Source organism: Cyanobacterium aponinum PCC 10605 (genome assembly GCF_000317675.1).
Taxonomy (GTDB): domain Bacteria; phylum Cyanobacteriota; class Cyanobacteriia; order Cyanobacteriales; family Cyanobacteriaceae; genus PCC-10605.
In genome coordinates this window covers 3,172,436-3,188,611 of the sequence record NC_019776.1, presented here as the reverse complement: position 1 = coordinate 3,188,611, position 16,176 = coordinate 3,172,436, and the positions used below count along the sequence as shown (strand labels likewise).

Here is a 16,176-nt window from a genome sequence, read left to right as displayed (position 1 = left end):
TCACCTAATCTCCCCCTCCCCTGAACAGTGAAATCTCCATTCCTCAAATCGCTAATTATGATAAGGTAATATTTGGATTTATTTGTCTAGGATGATTTTTAACTATGTCAACATCGGCTCAAAAATTATATGAAGGAAAAGCCAAAATTGTCTATGCTACAGAAAAAGAGCAAGAATACTTAACTTATTTCAAAGATGATGCCACCGCTTTCAATGCCCAAAAAAAAGGAACAATAGTCGGTAAAGGAGAAATCAACTGTACAGTTTCATCCGCCCTGCTAAAGTGGTTGGAATCTAAAGGTATTCCCACGCATTTTATTGATCAGCCCTCCTCCCGTGAAATGTTGGTCAAAGCCGTTAAAATTATTCCCCTTGAAGTAGTAGTTAGAAATATCGCCGCAGGAAGTTTATGTAAACAAACGGGATTAAATCAAGGTGAAAAATTGCCTTTCCCCCTCGTGGAATTTTACCTCAAAAACGATGAATTGGGAGATCCTTTACTAACGCGCGATCGCCTCTCAATCCTTAACATTATACCTTCAGAACAAATAGAGCAACTAAAACAATACGCCTTACAAATTAATCAACACCTACAAGAATTTTTCCAGAGTTGCCAAATTACCCTCGTCGATTTTAAACTAGAGTTCGGCTTTGATTCAGAAAACAACATTATTTTAGCCGATGAAATTAGTCCCGATACTTGCCGTTTATGGGATGAATTGGAACAAGACAAACAAAAAAGAGTCCTAGATAAAGATCGTTTTCGCCAAGACTTAGGCAAAATAGAATCCGCCTATCAAGAGGTGCAACAAAGAGTTTTAACACAAATTGAAAAACTCAAAAATAGCTAGTATATTTAAAAACAAATAATTAACATTTGGTGTGTGGCAGTGAACAAAAACAGTAAGAATTATTTAAAGACAATAAGTCTGGGTTTGACACAGGCACAAAAAGAGGGTGTCAGTATCACAGCGAACAAAAAAAATATAGTCGAAAATCCCTCCTTGCTTACAACAAAAATCCCCCAGCAAACAATCTTTCATATAAAGCCTAAATCCCTATGGTCAAAACCCCTTACTCTTACACTGCTATCTCTCATTAGTGTTACGACTCCCCTAAAGGCTTTAGCAGAAACAGAAAAAAAATCTCCTCAGTTATTTTCCCATGACCCTGAAACTCCTCATCTTTCTATTCCTGTAACTTATCCCACTGAACCCCTGAACGAAGATAAAATTATCAAAGACTCATCTTCATATCTCGCCCAAAACTTATTATCTCAAACAGACACAACCACCTCTCCAGATACTCAAGAAAGTCAACAAGAAAATCAACCCCCATCAACGCCAAATTCTCCTCAAAATGAAACCCCCCAAGAACCCAGAGTCTTAGTTTCTGAAGTTTTAGTTACAGGGGTTGATCCTGAACTTACTGATCTAGTTTACAATACCATTCGTACAACCCCCGGACGTACTACAACCCGCTCTCGTTTACAAGAAGACATTAACGCTATCTACGCCACAGGCTTTTTTCGTAACGTTCGAGTAACCCCAGAAGATACTCAATATGGGGTCAGAATTACTTATCAAGTTGAAGCAAATCCAGTTTTACAAAAAGTAGAAATTCAAACTCTACCTGAAAAAACTGATGAACAAAGTCTATTACCCCCCGAAGTAATTAATGAAGCCTTTGCAGAACAGTATGGGCAAATTCTTAATCTGCGGGACTTACAAGAAGGCATTACAGAATTAAATAAATGGTACACCGATAACGGTTATGACCTAGCACAAGTAGTTGGAGCACCCCAAATCAGCGAAGAAGGAGTTGTTACTCTCGTTATCGCAGAAGGGCAAATCGCCGATATTCAAGTTAAATTTTTTAACTCCGAACAAGAAGAAACTAATGGTAGGACAAGAGATTTTATTGTCACCAGAGAAATGAAGCTCAAACCGGGAGATATTTTTAACCGAAGAACTGCACAACAAGACTTACAAAGAGTCTTCGGGTTAGGGATTTTTGAAGATGTCAAACTTTCCTTTAGTCCTGCGGAAGACCCCTCAGAAGTGGTCATGAATGTGGAAATTGTCGAAACAAATACTGGCTCTCTTGCGGCAGGGGCTGGTATTAGTTCCACTAGTGGTATTTTTGGTACAGTTAGTTATCAAGAAAGAAACCTTGGCGGAAATAACCAGACTATTGGGGCTGAATTCCAATTAGGGGAAAGAGAACTTCTTTTCGATTTAAGCTATCAAGATCCTTGGATTGCAGGAGATCCTTACCGTACATCTTACACTGGTAACATTTTCCGTCGTCGCTCTATTTCTCTCGTTTATGATGGTACAGACACCGAGACAATCCGCACAGAAGTGAATAATGATAGTCCTAGAGTTGTTCGTACTGGTGCTGGTATTTCTTTCTCCAGACCCATTGCTGAAGATCCTTTTTCCCCGGCTGAGTGGGTATTAAGTACAGGGCTACAATATCAACACATTGAAGTTCAAGACGCAGACGGGGACCTTTCTCCTCGTTCGGGAGAAGCCTTTGGTCGTCAAAAATTGGCTTATAATGCCAGTGGTGTTGATGATTTAATTACTTGGCGTTTTAATGTGTCTCAAGACACTCGTAATAATGGTTTAACACCAACTAGCGGTAGTTTACTACTTTTAGGAACAGAACAGACTATTCCGGGTACAGGTATATTATTCAATCGTGTTCGTGCTAGTTATAGTTATTACATTCCTCTAAAACTCATTGATTTTGACTTTACTGAAGGTCCTCAAACCCTTGCTTTTAACTTCCAAGGCGGTACTGTTTTCGGTGACTTGCCCCCCTACGAAGCCTTTGTTATCGGTGGTAGTAATTCTGTCAGAGGCTATGGAGAAGGTGATTTAGGAAATGGGCGATCGTACTTTCAAGCTACTGCGGAATATCGCTTCCCAATTATTTCTTTTGTTGGCGGTGCATTATTCTTTGACTATGGCACTACTTTAGGCTCTGGAGGAGCAGTAATAGGTAGGCCGGCTGAGGTTCGGGGCTTAAATGGTGATGGTTTTGGCTATGGTTTAGGAGTCAGAGTTCAATCTCCTGTAGGACCCATTCGTATTGATTATGCTATTAATGATGAAGGTGATAGCCGTATTCACTTTGGTATCGGTGAAAAGTTTTAAGCATTATTCAATTTTATATTTTATTACTCCTCTGGCTAAAGGCTAGAGGTTTTTTATTTCATAAACACTACTTATTACAGTATCTTAGTTTGTCTGAGTTCGATATTGATAATAGTGCAAGAAAGAGAAAAGTTAAAGTTATATATATTGTGAGCAAACGGGGAGAAATCAAACGGAAGTAGTGCGATATTTTATTAGAAGGATAAGATTCAGAGAGTAGGCTAATTGCCTTTTATTGTTTAAAGTCACTCTAAAAGGGCAAGGCTTTAAACCCAATTTTTTTTGATAAATCTAATTCTTTTATAAGCTAAAAATATAATTATTCTGAAAGATATGCTCAAAAGTTAGGTTAACCAAAACAAATTTTAACTAATATATTAATAAAAGAATCGATATAAAAATAGATATATACTTTGAAGATAAACAAGAAAATATGATGAAAAATGGAGTTCCTGAATTGTTAGACCCAAATTTGCTGAAATCTGCCCGTGAAATTTATAACACTTATCGCTACTTTCACGTTAAATTAAGTAAACCGCCCATTGGGGTTGCTATTAATCGCAAAACTCATCGAGGTCAACTATTATTTACTAAACGTCCAATTTTACTTCCGTGGGAAAATTTTATTCCCATTCATCAGATCGAATCAGAAAATTAAAAAACTTTTTATGTATGGCAACTTACAGGAAATAGATGTTAATTCTCTATTGAACTTTCTAGCTAATCAAAAAAAAACTGGTTTGCTATTAATTGAAAAAAAATATGATGTTTTCCTCACCCCTATTTTTTATTTTATATTTATATATCAAGGTTATATTATCTTCGCAGGAGATGAAAATTCTTCTACACTAACCAGACTTAAACAATATTTAACTCCTTATGAATTACAAAACAATGTTAAATTTATTCGAGATGAAATAAATAAGTCTAATAGTATTGTTGAATATGAAGGATTGTTAATATTAATTAAATACAATTATTTATCTTTTGAGCAACAAAAAAATATTGCAAATAAAATTATTGAAGAAGTTATTTTTCAAGTAATGAATTTACGGCAAGGTAACTTCATTTGGCAGGACAATTTTAGTTTACAACCCTTAAACTTTTTCTTTAAATTAGAGGATATTTTACCAAAAGTAATAGAAGATTTATATCAGTGGCATAAGTTAAGCCATTATTTTCAATCTCCATTGCAATGTCCTATCATCAGCTATTCAGATAAGGAAGAATTAATCAATCAAGATTTAAGTGTTAAATTTAATCATAAAATAGATGGTCAAACTTCTTTGTTACAATTATCTCGTTTTGCTAATAAAAGTATAATAAATGTTGCAGAATTAATTTACCCTTATTGCCAACAAAATTTAATTAAAATGATTAATCGTTATGCGGTAAATCAAGGGGAAATAAAGAAAAAAAATTATAGGAAAGTAATTTGTCTGAGTGAAAATAAAAATTGGCTACAAGAAGTAGAAATTATTTTAGAAGGGGAAAATTATATTTGTTTAAATGCAAATAACTTAAGTGAGAGTTTAAACTATATTTTTAAGACAAAAGTTGATTTGATAATTTTTCAATTAGAGACAGGAAATGAAGAAGCAGAAAAACTTTGCAAAGTAGTTCGTAGCTTGATGGAATATCAAACTTTACCCATTGTGATAGTGGCTGATAATTTTTGTTTTCAAAACTATTTAAAATTAAAAATTTATGGTGCAAATGAATACATTAGCCAGAAAATATTTCAAAAACAAGGGGTTGCCTTAATCAAAAAATATGTTGATGATAATTATGAGTGAAATGACCACTCAGTGTTAAGTAAACATCCAAGGATTTGAATAAAGAAAATTTATCGTTAGTGTCGTTTCAATTCCTTGTAAGTACAAAATTACTCCTTAGCAATTTTCAAGACTGCCGCATTCACGGAAAATGCGTTTCAATCCCTTATAAGTATTAATTAGAGTTTAAACGCTCGACAATCAGCCGATGAGGCGGTGGTGTTCTCGTTTCAATCCCTTATAGGTATTAATTAGAGTTTAAACACTGTCCCGGCTGTTTTGCCTCTTGATTGCGCTCCGTAGTTTCAATCCCTTATAGGTATTAATTAGAGTTTAAACGACGGATCGCAGTGTCAATTATGCATTAAAAGCTAGTTTCAATCCCTTATAGGTATTAATTAGAGTTTAAACATGGTGACGGGTATGACGAGTATCTTTTTCGCTTGGTGTTTCAATCCCTTATAGGTATTAATTAGAGTTTAAACTATCATGTTTATTCATAGTTATTAGGGTGTGTGCGATGTTTCAATCCCTTATAGGTATTAATTAGAGTTTAAACATAAGGCTACTCAGGTATTAAGGAAAAAAGGAAAAGGTTTCAATCCCTTATAGGTATCATTGGTAAGAAGTTAAGCAAAAGTGATTTTTGTCAATGATTTGTTTATAAAAACTAACAATCGCTCTAATCCTTTATTATCCATAACTTAGCGGATTTGACTACCTTAGACTAAATACTCAGAATTTGTTATTCTTATGATTTATGAAAAAGTGCGATCGAAACCCAAAAATAGACCCATCTCACCCAAGTCAACAGAGAAAAGTCTTAAGAGACAGAGTTAGCAAAGAATTGAGCTTATAATTAATAATTGTAACTATATACTTGACAAATTGCACGCAACTTTAACTTCTAACTAATGTATAGGTATTAATTAGAGTTTAAACATAGTATGTCCTGATAATTGTCCTGATTATGCCCTCGTTTCAATCCCTTATAGGTATTAATTAGAGTTTAAACGGACTGCTATTACTCGTCAAGTTGAGGATATGGAACGTTTCAATCCCTTATAGGTATTAATTAGAGTTTAAACACACAAATACGGAGGTTGAAATGGTCTATCCAATTAATGTTTCAATCCCTTATAGGTATTAATTAGAGTTTAAACTGGTAAATTAGCACAGAGATTCAAAACTAATAAAAAGTTTCAATCCCTTATAGGTATTAATTAGAGTTTAAACACGAAACATTTTATGTCCTGATGCGACAAGAAAGTTTCAATCCCTTATAGGTATTAATTAGAGTTTAAACTGTTAAATTGAGTTTTAAATAAGCGTCTAGGGTCTGTTTCAATCCCTTATAGGTATTAATTAGAGTTTAAACAATAATTGTGGTTTGGTCAATCCCGATGAAGCGTTTCAATCCCTTATAGGTATTAATTAGAGTTTAAACCTCCATGCCCTCGGTGGGGGATCAAGTAATTGTACTGTTTCAATCCCTTATAGGTATTAATTAGAGTTTAAACACCTCAATCACTGGGCGCAAATTTATTTTATCTTCGTTTCAATCCCTTATAGGTATTAATTAGAGTTTAAACATTCGGGGGAAAATTGGTTAAAGAAAAATTCTGGTGTTTCAATCCCTTATAGGTATTAATTAGAGTTTAAACCCCATCCGTCACATTAGTCACAATCCGTCACAATCAGGTTTCAATCCCTTATAGGTATTAATTAGAGTTTAAACTCAATGGGGTAAGGAGCGTCTTCTTTTGGAGTCAAGTTTCAATCCCTTATAGGTATTAATTAGAGTTTAAACAGAATTGAAAAAACTACTATTGCTTTGGGGGGCGTTTCAATCCCTTATAGGTATTAATTAGAGTTTAAACGGTATTTACCCTTGCACAATGAACTCGTTTAAAATTGTTTCAATCCCTTATAGGTATTAATTAGAGTTTAAACTCATGGTTAGAATTAACCTTTAAAAGTAGCATAATTGTTTCAATCCCTTATAGGTATTAATTAGAGTTTAAACTGTGATTGGGCTATTCATTATTGTCCAGAATGTGTTTCAATCCCTTATAGGTATTAATTAGAGTTTAAACTTGACAAGACGACTGCCCTTGAGGGATTGAGTTAGAGTTTCAATCCCTTATAGGTATTAATTAGAGTTTAAACTTTAAATACAGCTAATCAGCTAGGGAATCAAGGATTTGGGTTTCAATCCCTTATAGGTATTAATTAGAGTTTAAACCCATATAATTAAATTATAATTAAATTTGAAGCAACAAAACTTTGTTTCAATCCCTTATAGGTATTAATTAGAGTTTAAACAGCTCATAATTTAATTCTCCAATGATTTTGTTAAATGTTTCAATCCCTTATAGGTATTAATTAGAGTTTAAACATGAGGATGATAATCGAAATAAAAAGGAGGAATAGGTTTCAATCCCTTATAGGTATTAATTAGAGTTTAAACGCATCTTAATTGGGGGAGAAAGAAGGCGAAGGTTGTTTCAATCCCTTATAGGTATTAATTAGAGTTTAAACAAAGGAAGAAAATTAAGCTCTATGCCTTCTGGAGGTGGTTTCAATCCCTTATAGGTATTAATTAGAGTTTAAACTAAAATCGTCAAACTCTTTATTAGATTTAGATAATGTTTCAATCCCTTATAGGTATTAATTAGAGTTTAAACAAAAGAATTGGTAGAGAAGTCTCAAGAGTACTTGTTTCAATCCCTTATAGGTATTAATTAGAGTTTAAACAACCAGAAGAATCGCATTAAATAATTGGGAGGAAGTTTCAATCCCTTATAGGTATTAATTAGAGTTTAAACTAACAAGTTGTGCATAACCTATAGGCACTGTTTGGTTTCAATCCCTTATAGGTATTAATTAGAGTTTAAACACCAATTATGAAGCTATTTATTATGATGAAAACAAAGTTTCAATCCCTTATAGGTATTAATTAGAGTTTAAACTACGATGAGGTTGCTCAAAAAAGCACAGTAGTAGCGTTTCAATCCCTTATAGGTATTAATTAGAGTTTAAACAATCGTTGGTTAGAAGCAGTTTCCTACGACTGCGTTTCAATCCCTTATAGGTATTAATTAGAGTTTAAACACGGAAATTCGCATTGGTTATAAATGGAGAGAGGTAGGTTTCAATCCCTTATAGGTATTAATTAGAGTTTAAACATTTTTCCATTGGGTTTTGCTCATGGGGTGTTCTAGTTTCAATCCCTTATAGGTATTAATTAGAGTTTAAACTCGGCACATGGGAAAGAGCCTTGACGTGGGCTGAAGCCGTTTCAATCCCTTATAGGTATTAATTAGAGTTTAAACTCACCAGTGCTAAAGGCTTTAGTGAAATGTTATCTGAGTTTCAATCCCTTATAGGTATTAATTAGAGTTTAAACTAGTTGTAACAAAAGTAGTTAGTAATTTATGGAAGTTTCAATCCCTTATAGGTATTAATTAGAGTTTAAACCTGTAATAATTTCTTCTGGTTATCGCAGTTCTGCTGTTGTTTCAATCCCTTATAGGTATTAATTAGAGTTTAAACCAGAAATCAAAGAACCGCCAGAACTTGAAGAACCAGTTTCAATCCCTTATAGGTATTAATTAGAGTTTAAACCGCCCATAATCGAAGTCTTTGAAATATAAGGTTTTCAAGGTGCGATCGCGTAAGCCTAGCTTCAATTATAAATAAATTCATTTTTAATGTCCACCCTTTATCGCTGAAATCTTTGCAAATAAAGAAGCGTAAGGCTATAAGAAAATAAAATATTCGTAAACTATACGGGGTAAAGACTTTATGAATTTTTTAGCCGATTATGTTTTTTACACCCTACCCCTTACGCTATTTAGACAACAAAAATAGTATTATCCCTTGGCATTTCACCCCCAATACGTTCTATTTTACCTTGACAACATTTACACATAGAATAGAAACGGATACTATCAGAATCGTCTTTTATTAATTTTGAGAGACGATGACGTAATTTTGCGTACTGAGTTTCGGTTAGTTCACACTCAAAAATACTATATTGCACCCATTCACCATAGGATTTTAATATTTTGTGAATTTTAGTTCTTTTTTTATCGTCTTTTATATCGTAGCTAATAATTATATACATATTTAATCTAAAAATATGATTATTTTTTTATAATTAAAGGAGGATATTGTTTTGTTTCATCCATTAAATATTTAGCCAAAAAACGAGCCTGAATTTCAAAGGATTCTTGATAAGTACATTGTCGATTTAGAACGGGATGTTTAAATTTTGACTGTTTTTTTTCTTCATAAGCTCTCAAAAATATTTGTAATCCTTCCTTTGTTAAAGAAACAGCGTTACTGAGAGGTTCTATTATAAAATCTTTGGGGGTAATTTTTTTATTATTAATTACATTTAAAACCACCGCATCAGTTACAATTGGTCTAAATTCTTCCATTAAATCTAAGGCTAAAGCAGGTCGTCCATAATGGGCTACATGGAGATAACCTAAATAAGGATCAAAACCCACAATATTGACTGCACTTTGAATATCGTGTCTTAGTAAAGCATAGCCTAAACTTAATAAAGAGTTAACAGGATCAGTTGGTGGACGACGATTTCGAGTATTAAAACTAAACTCATTATTTTTGATTAAGAGATTAAAGCAACTAAAATAAATGGCACTTCCAGCACCCTCCAAACCTCTTAAAGAGTTAACATTATTTTTACGTTCTAAACCATCGATAATATCCTGAATTTGGTTAATACTTATTTCTAGTTTTTCATGGTTATTTTGCCTATTTCTGAGTTGAAGAAAGTTACGGTAATTTTTTAATTTTCCTCTGATAAATCCTTTGACAATATGAAGGGCTTTTTCTGAGTTATCTTCTGTTTTCCATTGAGCTTTTCTGATAAAAATATTTTTAGTTAATTCTGGTTCTAATCTTCCTAAATATTTCCCTGTAGTTGTTAAAAAACTCATAGGGATTTTTCTTTCTAATAATTCAGCTACTAAGGCAGGTGAAAAGTTCGATCGACCTAAAATAACTAAACCATCAACTTTAATAAAAGGCACATCTAAAATTTGTTTTCTATCAGCTTTGACGTGGATTCTTTCGTCAATTTTACCGATAAAAGTGTCATCTTTAGTAATGTAAATAGTTCCCATTTTTTAGTGAATAATGTATAGTTTATAGTGAGTAGTTAAAAAATTATAGTTAATACTAATTAGCTTGTATTTGATTTATTATTTTTTGCTTTTGTGTTTTTTACTATAGAACATAAAATTTTACTAATTTCTACAACATCTTGATAAATACTTTGATAACTTTTGACATCTATCACTTCAGAATCCTTTAGTAAAGAAAGCCAATATTGTGTTTCCAAAGATTCCTTATAAGCAATAGACATTTTGTGTCTGAAATCTGCTTTGGAAATTGCTCCATTAGCTTCAGCTATATTTGCACCAATTGACGTACCACTTCTTAATAATTGTTTTGATAAAATAAATTCTTTTTTTTCTTCAATTAAATATTTATATGCTTTGATAATTCTTAAAGAAAACTTATATGCTTTTTGATAAATAATACTATTCATTTTACTTTTTATAACTTTTAAAAAGACTAAAGAGTATTGATCATTAATTTGTTCAATTATCGACTATTCATTATTCACTATTCACTTTCTCGGTAGCGATTGATTTTGTCTTTTGCCATGGGCAGACAAGCAGAGTAAAGACTACAACCCTTACATTTTTTGCTATATTCTGCTTTGGGTATGGTTTCCTTTTCTATAATCTCTTGAATAGCTTTTATAGATGCGATCGCACTTTGTCTTAAAGATGAGTTAATTTCTACCTCTTGCCTTTGATGGGTTTGAGCGTAATAAATATAACCTGTATGAACATGAGTACCAGTCATTTCTTCTATACATAAGGCTTGGGCGACAACTTGCAATTCATCATTTGCCCATTCGCCTTTTTTGCCTCGTTTATATTCTACAGGGTAAAAAGTGCCATTTTCTGCTTCAATTAAATCTGCTTTACCAATTAATTTATATTGTTCAGATTTGAGATAAATTGCTCTAATTTGCCATGTTTCTCCTAAGTTTAAATCCCCTACGGTATGGACTCTTTCATGTAAAGTTGTGCCATCAATGGTATATTGATTATCAGTGAATTCTGATGCACAAAACATCCTCCAAAAACGATGGGGACAATAGGAATAATGGTTTAAAGATGCAATGGAAATAAGTTGATTTTTCATTGGTAATAATTAATGATATTATAATAATTAAATAATAAAAAATAGGTCATTTTATGGGTTTAGTATTTAGTGAAATTCAATTAAGAAATCCCAGTAAAAGTAATTTGCAACCTATCAAAGTAAATGCTTTGGCTGACTCAGGTGCAGTGCATTTATGTATTCCTGAACATATAAAAATACAATTACAATTAAATGAGGTGGATCAGAAAGAAGTAACATTAGCTGACGGTAGTAGAAAACTAATTGGCTATGTAGGTCCGATCGAGATAAAATTTAAGAATAGAATTGGTTTTAGTGGTGCATTAGTCATGGGAGATCAAGTGTTACTAGGGGCAATTCCGATGGAAGATATGGACTTAATTATTATTCCTAGCAATAGAAAATTAGACGTTAATCCTAATAGTCCAAATATCGCTAGTTCTATTGTGATGTAGTGTTTCTTTCTATTTTCTAAGGTAATAAGAAAAAGATGGAGGTGAGGTTAAGGAGATGATTTGAGTCTTTTAATGATGCCAAATCCCATTGTTGTTTTTCTTCCTAATCCACTAAAAAAACTATAATCTGCTAGGGTATTTATTTGTTTAATAAGCGTGGTTTCTACCTCTCCTAAAATTTTGTAATTAATAGTACCTATACAGCCAATAAATTTAGTTTTTGGTTCAATAATTATTTCTGTATTTATATCAAAATAAGCAGGAAATAAGCAGTCAAAATTAGCATTAGAGAAACTAATATTACTGTATTTTTCCCATTTCCTTAATAAGCTATTAAATACTAATTCTGCGGTAGGCAGTGATACATCATATTTTCCTTGTCTAAAGGCTGTAGGTGTATATATTTTTAAGGTTATGTTTCTTTCTGTTTCGGACGCTTGATTATATAATTCTTGATAACTAATGGCATTAGCCCATAAATGACTATCTGGACTAGCTAAAACACTGGTAATCATCAATTCTCCGCTACCTAAATGATAGGGTTTTTGTGGTCTTAAATTAAGCCATAATTTAGTTAGTTTGCTAAATAAGGTATCATCCAATAAAGTAATTCTCCACCAACAATTAGAGCCTTTTTTTATATTATTTTGCTGTTTATAATTTAAGAAATTATCTCGATTTTTATAGTTACTAATAACCTGTAAAGAGGAAACGGTAAAACTCTTATTGGCTTCGGATTGATGAAAATATTGAGCCAATTCAGGGTTGACAGAATTAACTAAGGTAAAAAACAAGGCGTGTAAATGTTTTCCCGATGTATAACCCACAGGAATATCGGAAATAGGGGTAAAATTTATTACTAAGCTATGGGGCATAATTGGTGAATGATTAATTATTAATAGTAAATTTTCTTGTTAGGTGCGATCGATAATTTTCATAGTAGTATTTAATCATTATTAGGGGTTATATAATTAATTACAGCAATAGTTTTATCGCCGTCTTTATATGCTAATTGTTGCTCAAAATTTTTTGGTTTCCATTTAACAAAAACTCCAGGTAAATCAACAAAACCAAATTCTGCATTATAATCATATTCATGAAAACCAGCATCAAAAACAATACCATCTTGACTTTTATTTATTTTGATAATGATGTTTTTTTGGTAAGCATTTCCCCATCTTAAAGTGCGAGTTTTCCACTGTGTCGTTTCTTGATCATAGTAGCTTTCTTCTACTGTTACATTTGCATATTGATTCGTTTTGTCTGTTTCCTGATCTTTTTTCACAATAAGTCGATCGAGTGGTACAGTAATCTGAGCGTCTTCATAAATGAGAGTTGCTGAAGGTATCCAACTGCGAGTTATGACTAAACCTTTTTCATGAGTAGGTTTACAGGTTAAATTTGCCTCATAAACGTATTCTTGTAACTGGGAAAATAACTCTACAACTCTATAGTCATCTACTTGCTGAGTTTGGGATACACATTTCATGATTTCATTGGCGTTAAAATTTTGGCTATGATGCGATCGCAACTTTTCTTGATATAATTGAAGTTCAGAATCCGTTAAAGTATTCAAAAAATCAGGAATAGAATCACCGATAATTATAACTTTCGCATTGGCAATATTTCCTTTACGGTTACATCTCCCTGCACGTTGAATTAAGTTTTCGGGAGGGCATAATTGGGTTATTAAGGTTTGACAATTCAAATCACAACCAACCTCGATCGCACTTGTTGTTATAATCAGATAAGGTTTTTGATCATTGTCTCTTTGCTTAATTTGTTGATAAACACCACTACGAGAATATTGATAATTTTCGTGAGTTTTATCTTTAGGAGTGTCAGAAATTCGCCCATGATATAAAAATAAAAATCTCCCTTCATCATCTAAATTAGTGCCTAATTCTTCTTTAACTTGTTTATAAATTTCTACGGCATCTTTAACCTTTTCAACTACTGTAATTAGTCGATGATTTTCTTGTGATTGCCATTCATTGAGAATAAGATTTATAAATTCTTGTTGAAAATTATTACTCTCTTTTCCCTCTGGAGATGCTTGAATTGCTACTTCACTTTTCCATAATAAAATTTTCTCATTAGGATAAGGTTGTTTAAGATTTTTTTCGAGAAATTGATCGAGTTTTTCTTTATTATCTATATTATCAATATAATCAATTAATCCCTCTTGTAAATAATCAAATCTTGGTATCTGATTTTTAGGTAAAGTTGCTGTCATTAAGACTAAATTTCTACCCGTTTCGTATAAGGCTTTAACTAAATTACAAAAATTTGTAAAAGCCAGATTATCGTAACTATGAGCTTCATCAAAACAGATAATTGTTTTATTTTGGTTATCATTAATTCTCAGGGGAAAAATAAAAGATTTTTGCTTATCTCCATAGCCAAAATAACGATACATAAACTTATCTAAAGTAGTTAAAATCACATCCCCTTTATATAAATGTCGGCGAGGATTTTTTACCCTAGAGGGTACTTTTTCCCCATTAAAATAAATATAACGATACATTTGTGAACCGGTATCGACTACTAAAGAAAATTCTTTTTGAGGATATAATTTCGAGAGTTTTTTCAGATAATTTTCTATTCTTTCTTGATGATCTTCTAATAAACTACGAGTAGGTAATGGTAAAATTAAACGATAACCTAGTGCTAAAGTCGGAATTAAAACGGCTTCTAATTTGCCTACTCCCGTTGGCGCTTTTAATAAAACTGCAATATCTTCATTATTCGTAATGGCGGTAAAAACTTCCCGTTGCATCGGGTTAGGTGTTTGAAATTTAGTGAGATTTTGATACCAATAATCACAATCTTTATGATATTCACAATTAAGAGATTGATAAGGTTTTAATTGGATAGTAATTAATTCTTCTTCTTGTGGTTTTGCTTCTACTTTTTCCCACCAATCTTTGACTATTTCATCTAATGTTTTACCTAATTTGTTTTCCTCATTTTTATCAATAAGTTGCTGTAATTTCTCTTTGTTTTCTGCCAATAAAGTAAAAACCCAGTATTTAAACGTTAATTCTATATATTCTAAGTCATCACTAAAAGGAAAAGGATCAATTCGATAAATATTAGGATTATTTTCATCTATTTTGATGGTATATTCCATGAAAGTCCTTTCTTCTCCTTGAGTTTTATCTTTCAAAAGACAAGCTAATTCTGCTTCTATTTGATCACACATTTCTAAGATATAAAGTTCTTTTGCATAAGCTAAACTATCTTTATTTAATATGTCTTGATAATTTTTATATTTTCTTAATTTATAAGCATCATTAGTTACACAATCGGTAGAGAAATTATGATGTCCTTGGGCTAAAGTTTCTATCCATAAATCATCATGTTGTGCTTTAAAACGATGTCCTTTAAAAGAATAAATATATTTTTTAAATTTTTCTTTTTTATTTGTTTCTACTTGCAGACTAAATGTCTGTGGTTTTGCCATATCATGAATTTTAGAGGCTTCGATTACCCTTTCTAAAGAGGATTGATCTGGAAAATCTTTTTTATCCCATAATTTAACTAATTTAACCACATTTCCGACATGATTTCCTAATGGTTGAAATAAAATTTTTTCTGGAATTACCTGAGAATCAGGAAAAAAAACTCGCCCAAAATTATAAGGATATTTTCTTTTTTTAGTTAATAATTTAGACATTAGTAATTTCTCCTTTTAGTTGTAATAAGTTAATTAAAGATAAGGGAATATTAATCTGATTATTACTATCGGTTAAATAATCTAATTCTGGGGTTAATTGATTCTGAAAATAACTAGCAACAAAGGGAATAAAACCATTAACCGCAGTAGGTGAGTTATCGTTTAAATTATCTTGATTAGTTAGCCAGTTATAACGGTAAAGGTTATAAATATCACAACCATTAACAAACTGATTTGTTGCTAATAATGCCTCCATTGGCACAATAGTTGAAGGTATTGCTTCTTTTGTTATTTGAGTTAGTTTAATCGGTTGAGAAATGTCTTGAATAACGGCAAATCCTTCTTTTCCTAATTTGCAACCAAAACCTTTTATTTCTTGTAATGGTTTTAAGTCTTCTGCTGATTTGGTGACAACATATCCTATCAATTCACTGGTGATTAAATATTCCCATGTATGTAGTTGAAAATCAGCTTTTTCTTTCTCTATATATAAACGGGAAAATACATCATGATTAAATTCTCGCATCCCTTTTCTATAAGTGCGATGAATGGCGGTAAAATTATCTCTAACAGGATAAGCCCCTAATGTTATATATTTTCGAGGTAAGGCATAAACTGGGGGATTGTTTTTATTGATGTCCGTTTCTGGTATTTCTAACTTCATGCTTAACATGACTAATCTGCGCAGATAACCTGATAAAGTGGTAGGTGGTACAAAGGGATAAGTTGCAATATTCAAAATCGAACTCGGTAAGATTCTAAATGTCATTGCCGATGTAGGTGCGATCGAAATTTTTAGACAATACATAATATTCTGGTTTGTAGTGACAACTTTAGTTGTATGATTTTTGAGAAGCCCTGAAGGGCTTACT

12 protein-coding genes and 2 CRISPR repeat arrays are annotated in these 16,176 nt (G+C 32.1%); of the genes, 5 read left to right on the top strand and 7 right to left on the bottom strand.

Going from position 1 to position 16,176, the window contains the following annotated elements; genetic code table 11:
- Positions 1-104: 104 nt before the first annotated feature.
- From purC to CYAN10605_RS13300, 4 genes are all read left to right on the top strand, one after another.
- The gene (gene purC / locus CYAN10605_RS13315; protein ID WP_015220473.1) at positions 105-851 is read left to right on the top strand and encodes a phosphoribosylaminoimidazolesuccinocarboxamide synthase; all 747 of its coding nucleotides are present in this window, start codon (positions 105-107) and stop codon (positions 849-851) included.
- Between the two features lie 33 nt (positions 852-884).
- Complete coding sequence (locus CYAN10605_RS13310; protein ID WP_015220472.1) at positions 885-3,164, top strand: BamA/TamA family outer membrane protein; 2,280 nt, start codon at positions 885-887, stop codon at positions 3,162-3,164.
- A gap of 436 nt (positions 3,165-3,600) precedes the next feature.
- Positions 3,601-3,822, top strand: a complete 222-nt coding sequence (locus CYAN10605_RS13305) for a hypothetical protein (protein WP_015220471.1) — start codon at positions 3,601-3,603, stop codon at positions 3,820-3,822.
- Between the two features lie 10 nt (positions 3,823-3,832).
- The gene (locus CYAN10605_RS13300) at positions 3,833-4,960 is read left to right on the top strand and encodes a response regulator (RefSeq protein ID WP_015220470.1); all 1,128 of its coding nucleotides are present in this window, start codon (positions 3,833-3,835) and stop codon (positions 4,958-4,960) included.
- A gap of 134 nt (positions 4,961-5,094) precedes the next feature.
- A CRISPR array of direct repeats spans positions 5,095-5,498; the repeat unit is 37 nt; unit sequence GTTTCAATCCCTTATAGGTATTAATTAGAGTTTAAAC.
- Between the two features lie 418 nt (positions 5,499-5,916).
- Positions 5,917-8,566: a CRISPR direct-repeat array (repeat unit 37 nt; unit sequence GTTTCAATCCCTTATAGGTATTAATTAGAGTTTAAAC).
- Positions 8,567-8,795: 229 nt separating this feature from the next.
- Here the strand turns inward: CYAN10605_RS13300 and cas2 are convergent.
- The 4 genes from cas2 to cas4 form a co-directional block, all read right to left on the bottom strand.
- Complete coding sequence (cas2, locus tag CYAN10605_RS13295; protein ID WP_015220469.1) at positions 8,796-9,068, bottom strand: CRISPR-associated endonuclease Cas2; 273 nt, start codon at positions 9,066-9,068, stop codon at positions 8,796-8,798.
- A gap of 19 nt (positions 9,069-9,087) precedes the next feature.
- Complete coding sequence (gene cas1d / locus CYAN10605_RS13290; RefSeq protein WP_015220468.1) at positions 9,088-10,095, bottom strand: type I-D CRISPR-associated endonuclease Cas1d; 1,008 nt, start codon at positions 10,093-10,095, stop codon at positions 9,088-9,090.
- Positions 10,096-10,154: 59 nt separating this feature from the next.
- On the bottom strand, positions 10,155-10,523 hold the full coding sequence (locus CYAN10605_RS13285) for a four helix bundle protein (protein ID WP_015220467.1): 369 nt from the start codon (positions 10,521-10,523) through the stop codon (positions 10,155-10,157).
- Positions 10,524-10,600: 77 nt separating this feature from the next.
- Positions 10,601-11,191, bottom strand: a complete 591-nt coding sequence (cas4, locus tag CYAN10605_RS13280; RefSeq protein WP_015220466.1) for a CRISPR-associated protein Cas4 — start codon at positions 11,189-11,191, stop codon at positions 10,601-10,603.
- A 53-nt stretch (positions 11,192-11,244) separates the two neighbouring features.
- Here cas4 and CYAN10605_RS13275 point away from each other — a divergent pair, with 53 nt between their 5' ends.
- Entirely contained in the window at positions 11,245-11,625 is a 381-nt protein-coding gene (locus CYAN10605_RS13275) for a clan AA aspartic protease (protein ID WP_015220465.1), read from the top strand.
- A 47-nt stretch (positions 11,626-11,672) separates the two neighbouring features.
- Here CYAN10605_RS13275 and cas6 read toward each other — a convergent pair whose 3' ends face one another.
- The 3 genes from cas6 to CYAN10605_RS13260 form a co-directional block, all read right to left on the bottom strand.
- Positions 11,673-12,500, bottom strand: coding sequence for a CRISPR-associated endoribonuclease Cas6 (gene cas6, locus CYAN10605_RS13270; protein WP_015220464.1), 828 nt, complete (start codon positions 12,498-12,500; stop codon positions 11,673-11,675).
- A 71-nt stretch (positions 12,501-12,571) separates the two neighbouring features.
- A complete protein-coding gene (gene cas3, locus CYAN10605_RS13265; protein WP_015220463.1) occupies positions 12,572-15,304 on the bottom strand; it encodes a CRISPR-associated helicase Cas3' in 2,733 nt (910 codons plus the stop codon).
- Complete coding sequence (locus CYAN10605_RS13260; protein WP_015220462.1) at positions 15,297-16,112, bottom strand: hypothetical protein; 816 nt, start codon at positions 16,110-16,112, stop codon at positions 15,297-15,299. The genes cas3 and CYAN10605_RS13260 overlap by 8 nt, the downstream gene beginning before the upstream one ends.
- Positions 16,113-16,176 lie beyond the last annotated feature (64 nt).